A 15,644-nucleotide genomic window follows, 5' to 3' on the forward strand; every position below is an offset into this window, starting at 1 on the left:
GTGGAATTCGGGTCATGCGGTACGCCGGAGACGTCCGGCGTACCGCGACTCGAGGGCGAGGTTGTGCTCGTCCCCGCCGGGGACGTTGGCGGAGAGGTAGATAGGGGGTACCTCCCCGGCCTGGTGGAACCGTCGTACGACCTCCGCGGTCAGCAACTGCGCCAGCAGCGCCGTGGTGACCGAGGAGACCGCACAGACCGCGCCGCCGCCCTCGAGCGGCAGCAGTGCATCGCCGTACGGCGCGCCGTTGTCCAGCACGACGTCGGCGAGGTCGGCGAGCCGGTGCCCGGACGGGTGCCGTGGGGCGACCCGCGCGGTGTGCTCGACCGAGGTGACCGCGATCAACGGGTGACCGCGCTCGGTGACCAGCGCCGCCAGCTCGACCACCGAGCCGTTGATGCCGGATTGGGACGCCACCACGAACACGTCGCGCGGCTGGGGCGCCGCGAGCGCGTAGATCTGGTGGGCGATGGACGGATCACGTTCCAGCTTGGGGTCGGCGAGCACGTCACGCGGGGCGTCACCGTGCATCACCAGGTCCCGTACCGAGAGCCGGTTGGTGGGGACCAACCCGCCGGCCCGGGCGACCAGCTCGGCGGCGAACGCCTCGGAGTGCCCGGCGCCGAACGCCTGGAGCACGCCGCCGTCGCGCAGGCTGTCGGCGATCAGGTCGGCGGCCCGGGTGATCCCGTCGGCCTCCGAGTCGAGCAGCCGGTCGAGCACCGGGCGGACGGCGTCCGCGTACCCCTGGGCGCTGATCATGAGTGGACTCCCTTCGCTGCCTTGTGCCCGTCGACGGCCTGCGCTGTCCGCCGGAAGGCCGCGTGCGCGCGGTCGTGCGTGCGCTGGGCGACGGCGATGTAGAGCAGGTCGAGCACCACCAGTTGGGGGTGCCGGGCGGAGAGCGCGTCCGGCCGGAAGGTGGTCGCCTGGCTGGCCGTGAGCAGCACGATGTCGGCCAGCTCGGCCAACGGGGAGCGGGGGAAGCCGGTGAGCGCGAGAGTGGTGGCGCCCCGGCTGCCCGCCTCGGCGAGCATCTCGATCGTCTCCCGGGTCTGCCCGGTGTGCGAGATGCCGAGCGCCACGTCCCCCGATCGCAGCAACGCGGCGCTGGCCAGCCCCTCGTGCACGTCGTTCCACGCCCACGCCGCCACACCGATGCGGTGCAGGCTGAACTGCATCTCCTCACCGACCAGGGCGCTGCCGCTGGCACCGAAGATGTTCACCCTGCTGGCCCCGGCGATCGCCACCGCGGCCCGCTCCACCTCGGTGAGGTCGAGCAGGGTGGCGGTGTCGTGCATGGCCCGGGTGTCGGCGGCCATGATCTGGTCGAGCACCCGGGCGAGCGGGTCACTCGGTTGGATCTCCCGTCCGATGTCGACGGTCCAACCCGCCGAGCGGGCCCGGCCGGTCTCGGAGGCGATGCCCAGTCGCAGGTCGGCGTACCCCTCGAAGCCCATCGCCCGGCAGAAGCGGGTGATGGTCGCGGGTGACGTGCCACTGCGCTCGGCAAGCTCGACGATGGTCGAGCGGGCGGCGGCCTCCGGGTCGCTGAGCACGTGCTCGGCGACCCGGCGCAGGGCGCCGGTCAGCTCGCCGAGCCCGTTGCGAACCCGGGCCAACACCCCGTCGGAGGCCGAGCTCCGTCGCTCGATCACGTCGGCGTCGACCACCGCGGTCCCCGCGGCGGTGTCCACCTCGTGATCAACCATGAGACGCCTCAGCTTTCCGAAAAGACTGTTAACTGTTAGTGGTAAAAGTTCTTACTGAACGACCCTCTGTGTCAAGACTGTGGGCGAAGTTTTCAAACTGTTACCTGGCGCACTGCCCTCAACGGCCCCCACAACTTGCCCCGCACGACCCCGCCGACCAGCATGAACAAGCCAGATCGCCGTTTCGCCCAAGGAGACCCGTGCCGATGTCCGACAGCGTCGTGGTGGGTCTCGATATCGGCGGTACGTCCACCCGAGCGACCGTCCTCACCCTCACCGGGCACCGCGTCGGCACCGGCCGCGCCGGCGGCGGCAACCCCACCAGTCACGGCGCTGAGCGCGCCGCCGCCGAACTGCTGACCGCGCTCCGGGAGGCGCTCGCCGACGTCGACCCCACGCGGGCGGCCGCGGGCACCATCGGGCTCGCCGGAGCCGGCCGGCTGCTCGCCGACCCCGCCGGGCGGGCCGCCTTCGACAGCGCCTGGCACGACGCCGGACTGCGCTGCCCGTACGAGGTGCACGGCGACGCCCTGGTCGCGTACGCCTCCGGCACCGCCGCCACCGACGGAACCATCCTCATCGCCGGCACCGGCGCGATCACCGCCCAGGTCCACGAACTGCGGCTCGGCCGGATCGCCGACGGCCACGGCTGGCTCCTCGGCGACGCCGGCTCGGGCTTCTGGCTCGGTCGGGAAGCCGTACGTCGGCTGCTCGCCGACCTCGACGCCGGCCGTGGGCTGGGCGCGCTGACCACTACCGTGCTCACCGAGATTCTGGGCAGCGCCGACATCGCCACCCGCCCCCGGGACACCGTCGACGCCACCATCCAGACGGTGACCCGTCGACCCCCCATCGAACTGGCCCGGCTCGCGCCGCTGGTCGTCGACGCCGCCACCCACGGCGACCCGGTCGCCACCGCCCTGATCACCGAAGCCGCCGGGCACCTCACCGAGAGCGTGAGCCGCATCCGCCCCGCCGGGGCGGTGACGCCGATCGTGCTCGGCGGCGGGCTGCTCACCTCGGACACCCCGCTCGCGGTCGCCGTCCGGTCCGAGATCGCGCGACACTGGCCGGACGCGCCACTGCGCACCGCCGGAGACGGGGCCGCCGCCGCAGCCTGGCTCGCCGCCCGTGGCCTACCCGAGGTGACCGACCCGGCCGCCCTGCACGCCCGCCTCTTCCCCACCCCCTGAAGCCCTGGGCGCTGGACGCGTTGCCCCGCCCCGCCCACGCGGCGACGCTTCCGGCCACGATCGTGCTCGACCCAGGATGGAGTGGCCTCGCGCCGCGAGGAGGGAACCACATCCAGGATCGAGCGCGATCAAGGCGCTGGTCGGCACGCCTGGGTGGTGATCGGGATCGGTCAGAGGTGGGTGAGTCCTACTTGAGTTGACCTGCGGTGAGGCCGGACTGCACCTGCCGCTGGAAGGCCACGTAGACAGCGAGCACCGGCAGCACAGCGATACTCAACCCGGCGAAGAGCCGAGCGTAGTCGCCGGCGTAACCCTGGCTGACCGACAGCGCGAACAGCCCCTGCGCCAGCATCCACTTGGACTCGTCGCCCTGCAACAACACCTGCGGCAGCAGGAACTGGTTCCAGTGGCTGAGGAAGTTGAAGATCGCCACGCTGATCAGTCCCGGACGCGCCATGGGCAGCATCACCCGGAAGAAGAGCCGGAAGTGACCGCAGCCGTCGACCAGTGCGGCCTCCGCCACCGAGGTCGGCAGGGTCCGGAAGAACGCGGTCAGGAAGAACACGGTGAACGGCAGCGAGTAGGCCGCGTACACGAGGATCAGCCCGAGCCAGGTGTTGAAGAGACCGGCGTTGCGGACCACGAAGAACAGCGGCACCAGGGCGAGGAACACCGGGAACATCAGGCCGCCGACGAACAGGTAGTAGACGACCTGGCGGCCGCGGAACTCGTACCGGGCGAAGACGTACGCGGCGGTGGCGCCCATCAGCATGGTGAGGCTGACCGAGCCGGCCACCACCACCAGGCTGTTGATGAAGTACCGGCCGATGTGCGCGCCGGTCCAGGCCCGCGCCCAGTTGTCCAGGTGCAGCGCGCCGGGGAGCCCCCACGGGTCGGCGAGGATCTCACCGTTGGTCTTGAACGAGCTGATGAACATCCACAACAGCGGCAGTACGGTGAGCAGGCCCCAGAGCAGCAGGAAGCCGTGCGAGAGGGCGTTGGCCACGCCGAGTTCCCGGCGTACCGGGCGGTCCCCGCTGGTGACCGGGGTGGGGGCGGTCGCGGTGGGCTGATCCAGAGTGGTCACGAGTACTCGATCCGTTCGCGCCGGCCGACCCGCAGCGACAGCACCGCCACCGAGAGGGTCAGGAAGAACATCACCACGCCGATCGCCGAGGCGTAGCCGAACTTGGTCTCGCTGCCGAAGGCGGTGTCGTACATCCGTACGCCGATCACGTCGGTGGAGAAGTTCGGCCCGCCGTTGGTCATCAACTGCACGAGGATGAACCCGTCCAGGGCGAAGATGGCCAGGTAGACCCAGGCGACCTGGACGGTGTCCCAGAGCAGCGGCAGGGTGACCCGGCGCAGGGTGGTGAACCGGGACGCGCCGTCGAGCAGCACGGCCTCGTAGATCTCCTTCGGCACTGCCGACATCGCCGCGCCGAACAGCACCACGTAGAAGCCGACGTTGCTCCAGACCATCACCGCCAGCACGCACCAGAAGGCGGTCGCCGGGTCGCCGAGCCAGGTCGGCGCGGGCAGGCCGACCGCGTGTGCGGCGCTGGTGAGCAGCCCCTGGTTGGGGTGGTACACCTCCTTCCACAGCAACGCGATGATCACCACGGAGAGCACCTGCGGGAAGAAGTAGACGGTGCGGTAGAGCGCGCCGCCGCGTACGCCGGTGACGCCGGCGCTGCCCTTGCGCCCGCCCATGGCGAGCATGGTGGCGAAGAAGAGCCCGAGCACGATGGTCAGCACCGGGACCAGTCCCAGCAGGATCGCGTTGTTCTTCAGCGCGTTCCACACGTAGTCGTCGTGCCAGAGGGTCTTGAAGTTGGCCAGGCCGACGGAGTTGGCGTCGGCGGAGTAGCCGAGCCAGTCGGTGGTGGAGATCTGGAACGCCTGGAGGTACGGCGAGACGACGAAGAACACGTACAGCAGCACCGGTGGCACCAGGAACGTGACGATCAGCGGCCACTTGCCATGTTTCACGAGAGGGACCTCTCCGTTGGGGTACGGCCGGTGGGGGCGGATCTCTCCCCCACCGGCCGGGCGGGTCAGGCCGCTCGCTTGTACTTCTTGATCGAGCTGTCCTGGGCGATCGAGTCGGCGCCCTTCTGGCACTGGTCGAGGAACTCGGCGGGGCCGATCCGGCCGCTGAAGAACTCGCCGCACGCGGCGTCGACGAGGTTGCGCTCCAGCTTGCGGTAGAAGTTGTTGTAGACCCAGTTGAAGCCGTTGGCACCGGATGCGTCGAGGGCCTTGACCACTGTGCTCAGCCCGTACGGCAGCTCGACGCCCTCGGTGGCGCCGGCGACAACGGTGAGGCTGGCGACCTTCTTCGTGAAGTCCTGGGCGCCCTTCTTGGAGAGCATGGTCCGGAAGTACTCCAGGCCACCGGCGACGTTGCGGGCCTTGGCGGGCACCATGAACGGCTCCCCGGCGGTGCCCCGGATCGCCTCGAACGGCAGTTTGTCGCCGCTGCCCAGGCTCGGCGTCGGCGCGATGGTCATGTTGAACCCGGCCGGAGTGACGTCCTTCTGCTCGCTCTCCAGCCAGGAGCCGCAGGAGATGAAGGCGGCCTTGCCCTGACACCAGGCGGTCTGCGACTGCTTGTGGTCCAGGCCGGGCGAGCCGTCCAGGATGTACTTGTCCTTGACGATCTGGTGCCAGGCGTCGGCGGCGGCACGCATGGAGTCGGACTTCCAGGCGTTCGGTTCCAGGTTGTCGATGGCGGTGGCCACGGACGGGCCGCCGAACTTGATGGCCGTGGAGATCAGCGGCCAGCTCATGTAGCGCGGGTGCAGGCCGGCGTACGTCCAGGGGGCGATGCCGGCGGCCTTGATCTGCTTGCAGAGCGCGATGTGCTCGTCCCAGGTCTTCGCGTACGACCAGCCGCGGTCGGCGAAGAGCTTGGCGGAGTGCCAGATGCCGTAGGCGGTGTAGGTGTAGTTGAGCACCAGGAACTTGCCGTCGTAGGAGCCGACCTCGACCGCGCCGGGCAGCAGGGTGTCCTTGACCGTCTTGCCGGGGATGTCGAGGCTCGGGGCGGCCAGCAGTTCGTCGAGGCCGGCGAGGGCGTTCTGGCTGACCAGGCCGTTGAAGTCGATCTGGCTGGACCCGGAGTTGTTGACCACGTCCGGCGGGGTGCCGTCGACGAAGCGCGGCTGGAGGGTCTTGCTGATCTCCTGGGTGGAGGAGTGCTTGATCTTCGCCTTCGGGTACTTCTCGGTGTACATGGCCTCGTGGGCCTTGGCGTACTCCTCACCGAACCCGCCGCCGAAGATCACCACCTCGAGTGGGGCGTCCTCCTTCACGCCGAGCGGGTTCTGGGCGCTCTTGGTGCCCTGGTAGGTCTCGGCATCCTTCTTGTCACCGCCACCGCTGGTGGCGCAGCCGGACAGCAGGCCGGCGGCGGGGGTGGCCAGGAGGCCGGCGGCGGCGCTGCGCCGCAGGATGTCACGCCTGTTCATGGGTTCTCCTCGGGTCGGGTCGGGCGGATCGCCGGTCTGTGGGGGAGGCGTCCGCCGCGCGAGGGACGGTAGTTCTCTTCAGTTCATGCTCTGTTGCTGAAGAATTTCTACGACAGCCGGGCTCGGACTTCAAGTCCTGAGGGCCGAACCGTTATCACCACCAGCCGCCGCCGGGTCGCCTAACCTGAGGCGATGCGCCGTCTGCGCCAGCTGGCCGAGCGCACCCCGGCTGGGCGGGAACGGTACGTCGACCTGCTCCGCGCGCTCGCCATCACCATGGTCATTCTCGGACACTGGAGCGTCACGGTGATCGGGCGCGACCCCGACGGGCAGGCCACCGGGCACTCCGCGCTCGGCGACCTGCGCTGGGCGTACCCGCTGACCTGGCTGGCCCAGGTGATGCCGGTCTTCTTCCTGGTCGGGGGGTACGCCAACGCGGCCTCGCTGACCCGGCTGCGAGCCCGCGGCGGCGACTCCGCCGGCTGGCTGATCGACCGCAGTGCCCGCCTGGTCCGCCCCACCAGCACGCTGCTGCTGGTGCTCACCGCGGTCGCGGCGGTCGCCTGGCTGCGCGGCGCCGACCCGACCCAGATTCGCGAGGTGTTCTGGTTCGCCACCATTCCGCTCTGGTTCCTGGTCGCCTACCTGGCGGCGGTCGTGCTCACCCCACCGATGTACGCGCTGCACCGCCGCCTCGGCCTGGCCGTGCCGCTGGCGCTCGTCGCGGTGGTCGGCCTCGGCGACCTCGGCCGGCTGAGCGGGCCGGAGGAGCTGAGTTACGGCAACTACCTGTTCGGTTGGCTGGCCGTCCACCAGCTCGGCTTCGCCTGGCACGACGCCCGCGCCACGCCACCACCTGCCGACCCGAAGACGCCACCGCCCGCGAAGGCCGGCGCAACCGCGCCACCACCTGCCGCGACCGATGCTGCCGGGCCGCCGACTCCCGACCGTCCGGGGGTACGCCGACGGCGGCTGCCCACCTCCCACCGGGCCGGTCTGGCCTTCCTGGGCGGCGGGCTGGGCGCGGTGCTGCTGCTCACCGTCCTCGGCCCCTGGCCGGTGGCCATGCTCAAGGTGCCCGACGAGCGGCTCGACAACGCCGCACCACCCAGCCTCGCGTTGCTGGCCGTCGCCGCCGGCCAGCTCGGTCTGATCGTGCTGCTGCGCGGCCCTGCCGAACGACTGCTGCGCCGCAGCGGGCCGTGGCAGGTGGTGATCGGGATCAACCTGGTGGTGCTGACCGTCTTCCTCTGGCACCTGACCGCCGCGATCCTGCTGATCGGGTTGCTCGACGCGGTCGAGACGCTGCCCACCCCGGCGGTCGACACGGCCGCCTGGTGGGCCTGGCGGGTGCCCTGGTTGCTGCTGCTCAGCGCCGTTCTGGCGGTGCTGGTCGCCATCTTCGGGCCGGTGGAGGCGCGCAGCGGCCGCCACCGCACCGGACGGGGGACCCCTCGGGGCACCCCGGCCCGGGCGGCATTGGCGGTGGCCGGCTACGCCGCCGTGGTGGCCGCGCTGCTGATCAACAGCACCACGCCGCAGCAGGCCCCGGAGCCGCTCGGCACGCCCGTCCCGGCGCTGGTGGCGTACCTGGCCGGGGCGGGCGTGCTGCGACTGCTCAGGTCTGGGTGGGGAACCCGAGGTTGACCCCGCCGTGGCGCGGATCCAACCAGCGGCTGGTGACGACCTTGCCCCGGGTGAAGAAGCGCACCCCGTCCTCGCCGTGCGCGTGCAGGTCGCCGAAGAGCGACGACTTCCAGCCGCCGAACGAGTGGTACGCCATCGGCACCGGGATGGGCACGTTGATCCCGACCATGCCCACCTCCACCTCGTGCTGGTAGCGCCGGGCCGCCCCACCGTCGTTGGTGAAGATCGCCGTGCCGTTGCCGTACGGGCTGGCGTTGACCAGGTCAACCGCCTCGTCGTACGAGCCGACCCGCACCACGCTCAGCACCGGCCCGAAGATCTCGTCGGTGTAGATCGACATGTCAGGGGTCACCCGGTCGAACAGCGTCGGGCCGAGCCAGAAACCGTCCGGATCGCCGTCGGGCGTCACGTCCCGCCCGTCCACCACCGGCACCGCGCCGGCGGCGACACCAGCGTCCACGTAGGAGCGCACCTTCGCCGCGTGCGCGGCGGTCACCAACGGGCCCATGTCGCAGCCCCGTCGGCCGTCGCCGATGCGCAGACCGGTCACCCTCGCCGCGATCCGCTCGACCAGCGCGTCCGCCACCGGCTCCACAGCCACCAGCACCGAGATGGCCATGCACCGCTCCCCCGCCGAGCCGAACCCGGCGTTGACCGCCGCATCGGCGGCCAGGTCCAGATCGGCGTCCGGGAGCACCACCATGTGGTTCTTCGCCCCACCGAGCGCCTGCACCCGCTTGCCGGCGGCAGTGCCGCGTTGGTAGACGTACCTGGCGATCGGGGTGGAGCCGACGAACGACACCGCCCGCACCTCCGGGTGATCCAGCAACGCGTCGACCGCCTCGGAGTCGCCGTTGACCACGGTGAGCACCCCGTCGGGCAGGCCCGCCTCGGCGAACCACTCGGCCAGCAGCAGCGCCGCGCTCGGGTCCTTCTCGCTCGGCTTGAGCACCACCGCGTTGCCGCAGGCCACCGCCACCGGCACGAACCACAGCGGCACCATCACCGGGAAGTTGAACGGGGAGATCACCGCGACCACCCCGAGCGGCTGCCGGATGGTGTACGAGTCGACCTCGGTGGACACGTTCTCGCTGAACGCGCCGCGCAGCGCCGACGGCAGGCCGCACGCGTACTCGATGACCTCCAGGCCGCGCTGCACCTCGCCGGCGGCGTCGGCGAGCACCTTGCCGTGCTCGGCGGTGATCACCTCCGCGAGCCGGTCCCGCCGGGTGTGCACCAACTCCCGGAAGGCGAACAGCACAGCGGACCGCCGGGCCAGCGACGCGTCCCGCCAGGCCCGCGCCGCGCGGACGGCGGCCCGCACCGCCACGTCGACGTCCGCTGCCGAGGCCAGCTCGACCTCGGCGGTACGCCGACCTGTCGCCGGGTCGAACACGTCACCGCGCCGCCGCGACGTGCCGTCGACCCGCTTGCCGTCGATGAAGTGACCGATGCTCATGCCGCCACCCCCGCCGCCGAACGGATCGCGTCGACGAGGATCGCCAGGCCCTCACGGGCCTCCTCCTCGGTCAGCGTCAACGGTGGACCCATCCGCAGCACGTTGCCGTGGAGGCCGCCCTTGCCGGTGAGCAGGCCACCGTCGCGGGCGGCTTCGAAGACCCGGTTGGTCAGCGCCGGATCCGGCTCACTGCCGCCCGGCCGGACGAACTCGACGCCGAGCATCAGCCCCTTTCCGCGTACCTCGGCGACGCAGTCGAGCCCGCCCACCGCGGACCGCAGGCCGTCGGCGAGGATCGCGCCGACGCGGGCAGCGTTCGCCTGGAGGTCGTGGGCGATCAGGTAGTCGAGCACCGCGTTGCCGGCCGCCGTGGAGATCGGGTTGCCGCCGAAGGTGGAGAAGCTGATGGCCGGCACCGACTCCAGCACCTCGGCCCGGCCGACCACCCCGGCCAGGGCGAACCCGTTGCCGATGCCCTTGGCGAAGGTGAGCAGGTCGGGGGTGACGCCGTGCGCCTGGTAACCCCAGAAGTGCTCCCCGGTACGCCCCCAGCCGGTCTGCACCTCGTCGGCGATGAACAGGATGCCGTGCTCGTCGAGGACCTTCTTCCAGCCGGCGAAGAGCCCGTCCGGCGGGTGCACGAAACCGCCAACGCCCTGGATCGGCTCGGCGATGAGCGCTGCCACGTCACCGGCGGTCTGGGTGGCCAAGACCTCGCGCAGGTCCTCCACCGCCGCGTCGACCTGCTCGTCGGCGCTGAGCCGGGCCAGCAGACCACGCACCCGGTCACCGGAGTGCAGCCAGGCCACCTGGAGCGGGTTGAGGCCGCTGGCCGACCAGTTGCGGTTGCCGGTGACGCCCATCGCCGCGTACGACCGGCCGTGGTAACTGTTGCGCACGGCCAGGATCTGGTGCGAGCGGCGGTGGTTGGTGGCGACCAGCAGCGCCGCCTCGTTCGCCTCCGTGCCGGAGTTGGTGAAGAACACCCGGGCGTCCGGGATGCCGGAGCGCTGGGCGATCTTCTCGGCCAGCTCCACCTGTTGGCGGATCAGGTAGAGCGTCGAGGTGTGCGCGATGCCGGTGGCGAGCTGCCGCTCGACGGCCTCCCGGATCTCCGGAATGTCGTACCCGATCATGTTGGTCAGTACGCCGCCGAAGAAGTCCAGGTAGCTGCGCCCCTGCGCGTCGGTGACCCGGCGGCCCGAGCCGGAGACCAACTCGAGCGGCTCGGCGTAGTACAACGGCATCCAGGACGGGAGCACGGCCCGATGCCGGGCCAGCAGGTCGTCGGTCATCGTGGCAACCCTTCAGCGGCGTTCGTGGATACCGCACGCTCCCACCACCCGCCGACGCGAACAACTGTCAGCCTGTAGCGCATGGCCGCCCCGACCTGACAGCACGTCAACGGTTTCCACGGCAAGAGCTGGCCTTCACCCATGATTTCCGCAGCAATCATGGGAGATACCCACTCGATCCGCAGCCTGGCCACCTACCGCTACCCTCGGGTTGGTCCACTGCCGCTGGGGAGGCACACGGTGCCTATCGAAGAGACGATCGCCGAGCTGGAGCGCGTCGCCGCACGCGAGGTGGGCCGGGGCAGCGAGGCGCTGGCCGCGCCCGCAGCGGGTGGGCTGCTGGCCGCCGCCCGGTCGCTCGCCGCCGCCGGGGTGCCCGACGCCGCGGTGTTCACCGGGTTCTTCATCCCCGGCGCCGAGCCACCCGCCGCGGAGACCGACGGCCCGCTCGGCGCGGTGCAGATCGCCGCCGCGCTACGCGTGCTCGGTGGCCGGTGCCGGATCGTCACCGACGAGCCCTGCGCCCCGGTGGTCGAGGCGGCCGTCGCCGCCGCCGCGCCGGGCCTGCCGGTCGACGTCGCGCCGCTGCGGGGGTACGAGGAGTGGGCCGCCGCTCTGCTCCCCGAGTACGGCCGGCTGACCCACCTCATCGCCTGCGAACGGGTCGGGCCCGGGGTGGACGGTCGGCCCCGCAACATGCGCGGCGAGGACATCGGCGCGCACACCGCACCCCTGGACCGGCTCTACGCCTCCGGGTCGGCCTACCGGATCGGCATCGGCGACGGCGGCAACGAACTCGGCATGGGTCGGCTACCGGCGGACCTGATCGGACGGGTGGTCGCCTCGGGCGAGCGGATCCGGTGCGTGGTGGGCGCTGACGCGCTGCTCGTCGGCGGCACGTCCAACTGGGCCGCAGCCGCCCTCGTCGGCGCGCTGTCACTGCTCCGCCCGGATGTGCCCCAGCTTCGGACGCTGCTGGAGCCCGCCTGGTCGTACGACCTGCTGACCGCGACAGTGCGCGCGGGCGCGGTGGACGGCGTACGCCGACGCCCCACGCTCAGCGTCGACGGCCTCGACTGGCCCGCGTACGCCGAACCGCTCACCCGGATCGCCGAGCTGGTCAGGGAAGCCCGGTAGGTGTCTGTGGCTCGGTAGCCGGCCGCAGTGACCTCGGCGGGCGGCTCGCCGCTCGCGCGTGCGCAACCTGTCGGGGGCGCAACGGCAGGTGCAGGGCGGCTGCGACCACAGCGAAGGCCGCCCAGCCGGCGCCCAGCGCCGCGGCCGACGAGACGTCCTGGAGGTAGTGGTACGCGGTGAGGAAGCCGACCAGCGCGAGGCTGTTGCGAGCGAAGTGCCGACTGAACTCGGCCAACTGCCGGCGGGCCTCGACGGCGACCAGCACCCCCGAGTACGGGAACGTCACCACCATGCCGCGCAGCACCGCGCCGAGCAGTTGGGTGAGGACCGCCCCAACGAAGATCACCACCAGCTTGAGCAACGCCGGCAGCCCGTCCGGGCGGGTCTTCGCGACGGCGACCGTCTCCTCAGTGGGAGCACCACGTCGGCGGGCACGGCGGCGCAGCCACAGGATGGCCGCCAGCCAGAGCACGAGCGTGCCGGCGAGGGCCACCTCGAACGGAATGTGGACGGCCAACAGGCCGGCGCTCAGCGCCACGTAGACGGCGATCCCCGCGACGTCGGCGAGCAGGATCGGCCAACGCCACCGCTGGTGGGTGACCGCCACTGTGACGAAGAAGAGGTTGAGCCCGAGCACACCGAGCACCTGTGCGCCGTCCACCCGATAGTCGGTGGTGAGCAGGGCGAGCGTCATCGGCAGCGGCAGGCTGTAGACCAGCGCGCGGAGCCGGACGGAGCGGATCACGCTGACCGCCCACACCACGGCCGTCACCAGCAGGACCGCGCTCCACGTCATGGCACACCCGTTCCCGCCCCGGTGGGGCCGTCAGTCCTGGAAGGTCGCGGCGTTCGCGCAAAGGTCGAACACGCGGGTGAGCCGAGCGACGTCCGTCCGGTTGACCGAGAACTGATTCTCGCCGATCTCGCCGTGCGCGGTCATGTGGGCCTCCCAACAGCTCGACCCGTCCCAGAGCGTCAAGTTCACGTGCAGGTGCGGACTCACCACCCCGATAGGCAGCAGACCCACCCGCGCCCCGGCCGCGCGCTGCTTCTCCACCAGGGCGGACAAATCGTCGGTCAACCTGGCGTAGACGAAGACCCGGGTGATCTGGACACCCCGTTGCAGGGCCTCCACGTTGGCCTCCCAGTAGCGCCGGCCGATCTCACTGCGCCACCAGCTCAACTCCCCGCTCACCCGAGGCATCACGTTGGTCAACCCGTCCAGCCGACGTACGCAGGCGCGGGTCGCGCCGACCAGATCCTCGTCCTCGTCACCGCGCCGGATGATCCGACCGTCAGCGAGCTGCTCGGCCTCCAACCGGAACTGCTCGTAGCGCCGCTGCGCCTCCACCGCGACCCGGGTGCCCGCGTGCTGCTCGGCCGCCTCCCGCATCGCCCCGGCCAGCTCAGTGGTGGTGCGGACCAGCCAGGGCGGGCCGTCCAGCAGCGTGCGCAGATGGAAGCGACGCTCCGCGCGGGCCAGTGAGTCGACCAACAGCGAGATGGTGATGCCCATCAGACCGGCCAGCAGCGACTCCACCCCGGAGGCGGCGTTGCTGAGGTCGAGCACGACGCTGAGGGTGATCGACAGCGTGATGCCGACCAACGCCACCGGGTCGGTGTGCGCCACCAGCCGGACGAAGCCGGCGGTGGAACCGCCGCCCTCCCGTAACCGCTGACGGGCCACGTCACGGTTCATCGAGATCCCCCAATCAGCCGCTCTCGCCAGCGTAGACAGCAACCACAAGCACCCGCCCCACCGCGGCGGGCCGGTAACATCCGGCTGTGCACAGAGCGGACGCGGCGCCGTCGACCGGAACGGACGACGAGCGGATCACGGCGGAGATCCAGACCTGGGTCTGCTCCACCCCGCTCCGCGGCCTCGTCGCCCACTTCGGTGGCCGCTGGCCCGGCGGTGACCTCACCGACGTGCTCCGCTTCCTCGACGACTTCTCCGCCCGCCACTGGGACTTCCGGGGCGGCCGGGAACGGCCCGACGCCCGGGAGCCCGACCTCGACCCGGCCACCGCTGCACTGGTGCTCGACGCGGCTGCCGCGCTCGGGCTGATCCACCCGGTGCCACCGGCCCGGTCGGCGTACGCCCACCTGGTGGTGCTCGGCGGCCTGGCGCACGCCTGCGTACGCCGCGTCGGCTACGCCGCGCACCTGCTCCGCGCCGGCCTACCGGTGAGCGGCGAGGTCGCCGTCCTGGGCAGCTTCCGGCCGCTGTCGAACGGGGAACGACGCACGCTCGCCGAGGCGGGCCTGCCGGCCGACGAGACCGAGGTGGACGTGCTGGACACGGCCGTCCGCCGGGTGTTCGAGGTGGCCGCCCCGGCCGAGCAGGACGGCGTCGACGCCGGCCACCCACACCACTCCTGGTCGTCGCGGACCTACCGACCGGACGGGCTGCCGCCGATCCGGGTGCTGGCCGCGCCGTCCAGCGAACCCGACCAGCGGCGGGCCCACACCGCCGACACCCAGCGGTTCTGGGCCGGCCACGTCCGGCTCGCGCCGGGCGACAAGGTCCTGATGGTCACCGCGCCGATCTACGTGCCGTTCCAGCACTGCGACGCGCTACGCACGCTGGCCGTGCCGTACGGGTGCGCCATCGACACGGTCGGCGTGGACCCGACGCTCGCCGACCTGGCGGTGCTGCCCGAGCAGACGCTCACGCCGGGGCGCTACCTCCAGGAGATCCGCTCGGCGATCCGCTCGATGCGTGCCCTGCACACCGCCGCCAGCCAGCCTGGCTGACCCCCACCGGGTCACCACGCCGATTACAGTCGCTCGCGTGTCCACCGCCGAGATCCATCAGTTCCTGACGGCGCTGCATCGGATCCACGACCGGCTCGACAAGGCGATGGACGATATACACGCCGTCAGCACAGCCGGCGAGCACGCCGACATGGGGCCATCCGTCCGCCTCGAAGAGACCGAGACCGGCATTCGCGTCGGCAGCCGCTACGTTTGCCGGGTCGCCGGCGCCTCGCCCGACCCGGACGGGTGGGATCTGGATACGCGGGACGACGTGTGCGAGCTGAACGTCGCAGCGACGGTGCTGATCGAACCGACGGGGTGCGCGGCCTCGGTGACGGTCACGGCGATCATGCGCGATGCTGCGCTGTCGCCGTACCCCCTGGGGGAGCATTCGCTGCACGACGCCCGGCAGGTCCACCCGGACAGCGCGGCGGCCATCGATGCTCTCGTCGCTATGGTGGAGGAACTGGAGTCCCCGGTCACGTTCCTCGAGCGGGTACACCTGGTGGTGACACGGTGACCGCTGTCGATGCCGACCTGACCCGGCTCCTCACGGCGTTCCTGCACGCCCACCGTCGGCTCGTCGCGTACGCCGTCACCCAACTCGTCATCAGAGAAAGTGACGCGGAGCCGGGCGGCCACCCCTACCTGACCGATTTCCAGACCGGCACTGTGCTCTTCAGCAGCAGTGGAGTCGCCACGCTCGATCCCGACAACGACCTCTCCGAGTTGCGCGTCGAGGCCGGGGTGCGGCCGGACCCGACCGGGTTCGAGGTCTGGGTGGAGTTGGTGCTCTTCGCTGGCGCGGAGTCGAACAGCGGCTGGCCGGAGGGCCGCCACCTGCTGCACGAGGAGCGACAGCGCTGCGCCAACGTATCCGAGACGGTGCGCACCCTGACGGCGTACGTCGACCGGCTCGTCGCCGTCGAGGACCCGTTGGCCTCGGTGGCCTGGACCCGCCGCTGAGC

At 71.3% G+C, this 15,644-nt stretch carries 15 protein-coding genes; 6 read left to right on the plus strand and 9 right to left on the minus strand.

What is annotated here, in order from left to right:
• Positions 1-12: 12 nt before the first annotated feature.
• Complete coding sequence (locus OHB44_RS23665) at positions 13-762, minus strand: sugar isomerase domain-containing protein (RefSeq protein ID WP_091403970.1); 750 nt, start codon at positions 760-762, stop codon at positions 13-15.
• The gene (locus tag OHB44_RS23670; RefSeq protein WP_238687076.1) at positions 759-1,712 is read right to left on the minus strand and encodes a MurR/RpiR family transcriptional regulator; all 954 of its coding nucleotides are present in this window, start codon (positions 1,710-1,712) and stop codon (positions 759-761) included. The genes OHB44_RS23665 and OHB44_RS23670 overlap by 4 nt, the downstream gene beginning before the upstream one ends.
• Positions 1,713-1,918: 206 nt before the next feature.
• On the opposite strand from OHB44_RS23670, the gene OHB44_RS23675 reads away from it, so the two are divergent.
• On the plus strand, positions 1,919-2,905 hold the full coding sequence (locus tag OHB44_RS23675) for an N-acetylglucosamine kinase (protein ID WP_330438329.1): 987 nt from the start codon (positions 1,919-1,921) through the stop codon (positions 2,903-2,905).
• 187 nt (positions 2,906-3,092) lie between these two features.
• On the opposite strand, the gene OHB44_RS23680 is transcribed toward OHB44_RS23675, so the two are convergent.
• From OHB44_RS23680 to ngcE, 3 genes are all read right to left on the minus strand, one after another.
• On the minus strand, positions 3,093-3,992 hold the full coding sequence (locus OHB44_RS23680; protein ID WP_238687074.1) for a carbohydrate ABC transporter permease: 900 nt from the start codon (positions 3,990-3,992) through the stop codon (positions 3,093-3,095).
• Positions 3,989-4,897 (minus strand): carbohydrate ABC transporter permease, encoded by a 909-nt coding sequence (locus OHB44_RS23685; protein WP_238687073.1) that lies wholly within the window; start codon positions 4,895-4,897, stop codon positions 3,989-3,991. The genes OHB44_RS23680 and OHB44_RS23685 overlap by 4 nt, the downstream gene beginning before the upstream one ends.
• 65 nt (positions 4,898-4,962) lie before the next feature.
• On the minus strand, positions 4,963-6,378 hold the full coding sequence (gene ngcE / locus OHB44_RS23690; RefSeq protein ID WP_266305005.1) for an N-acetylglucosamine/diacetylchitobiose ABC transporter substrate-binding protein: 1,416 nt from the start codon (positions 6,376-6,378) through the stop codon (positions 4,963-4,965).
• Between the two features lie 192 nt (positions 6,379-6,570).
• Here ngcE and OHB44_RS23695 point away from each other — a divergent pair, with 192 nt between their 5' ends.
• Positions 6,571-8,025 carry an acyltransferase family protein gene (locus OHB44_RS23695; protein ID WP_330438330.1) on the plus strand — a complete coding sequence of 485 codons (1,455 nt, stop codon included), beginning with the start codon at positions 6,571-6,573 and terminating at the stop codon, positions 8,023-8,025.
• Here the strand turns inward: OHB44_RS23695 and OHB44_RS23700 are convergent.
• Positions 7,997-9,484, minus strand: coding sequence for a CoA-acylating methylmalonate-semialdehyde dehydrogenase (locus OHB44_RS23700; protein ID WP_330438331.1), 1,488 nt, complete (start codon positions 9,482-9,484; stop codon positions 7,997-7,999). The two genes, OHB44_RS23695 and OHB44_RS23700, sit on opposite strands and share 29 nt — an antisense overlap.
• The gene (locus tag OHB44_RS23705) at positions 9,481-10,779 is read right to left on the minus strand and encodes an aspartate aminotransferase family protein (protein ID WP_210781994.1); all 1,299 of its coding nucleotides are present in this window, start codon (positions 10,777-10,779) and stop codon (positions 9,481-9,483) included. Before OHB44_RS23705 ends, OHB44_RS23700 begins: the two co-directional genes overlap by 4 nt.
• A 240-nt stretch (positions 10,780-11,019) precedes the next feature.
• On the opposite strand from OHB44_RS23705, the gene OHB44_RS23710 reads away from it, so the two are divergent.
• Complete coding sequence (locus OHB44_RS23710) at positions 11,020-11,916, plus strand: glutamate cyclase domain-containing protein (RefSeq protein WP_330438332.1); 897 nt, start codon at positions 11,020-11,022, stop codon at positions 11,914-11,916.
• Here the strand turns inward: OHB44_RS23710 and OHB44_RS23715 are convergent.
• Both OHB44_RS23715 and OHB44_RS23720 read right to left on the minus strand, forming a co-directional pair.
• A complete protein-coding gene (locus OHB44_RS23715; protein WP_330438333.1) occupies positions 11,900-12,712 on the minus strand; it encodes a hypothetical protein in 813 nt (270 codons plus the stop codon). The genes OHB44_RS23710 and OHB44_RS23715 overlap by 17 nt on opposite strands.
• A 30-nt stretch (positions 12,713-12,742) precedes the next feature.
• Positions 12,743-13,615, minus strand: a complete 873-nt coding sequence (locus tag OHB44_RS23720) for a hypothetical protein (RefSeq protein ID WP_330438334.1) — start codon at positions 13,613-13,615, stop codon at positions 12,743-12,745.
• A gap of 86 nt (positions 13,616-13,701) precedes the next feature.
• Between OHB44_RS23720 and OHB44_RS23725 the strand changes: the two genes are divergently transcribed.
• From OHB44_RS23725 to OHB44_RS23735, 3 genes are read left to right on the plus strand one after another with little or no spacing between them, the layout of a single operon-like run.
• Positions 13,702-14,673, plus strand: coding sequence for a hypothetical protein (locus OHB44_RS23725; RefSeq protein WP_330438335.1), 972 nt, complete (start codon positions 13,702-13,704; stop codon positions 14,671-14,673).
• A 37-nt stretch (positions 14,674-14,710) separates the two neighbouring features.
• Positions 14,711-15,196: a hypothetical protein gene (locus tag OHB44_RS23730; protein ID WP_330438336.1), complete on the plus strand. Its 486-nt coding sequence runs from the start codon at positions 14,711-14,713 to the stop codon at positions 15,194-15,196.
• Positions 15,193-15,642, plus strand: a complete 450-nt coding sequence (locus OHB44_RS23735) for a hypothetical protein (RefSeq protein ID WP_330438337.1) — start codon at positions 15,193-15,195, stop codon at positions 15,640-15,642. The genes OHB44_RS23730 and OHB44_RS23735 overlap by 4 nt, the downstream gene beginning before the upstream one ends.
• The last annotated feature ends 2 nt before the right edge of the window (positions 15,643-15,644 follow it).

This window comes from Micromonospora sp. NBC_00821, assembly GCF_036347035.1.
GTDB classification, from domain to species: Bacteria; Actinomycetota; Actinomycetes; order Mycobacteriales; family Micromonosporaceae; genus Micromonospora; species Micromonospora hortensis.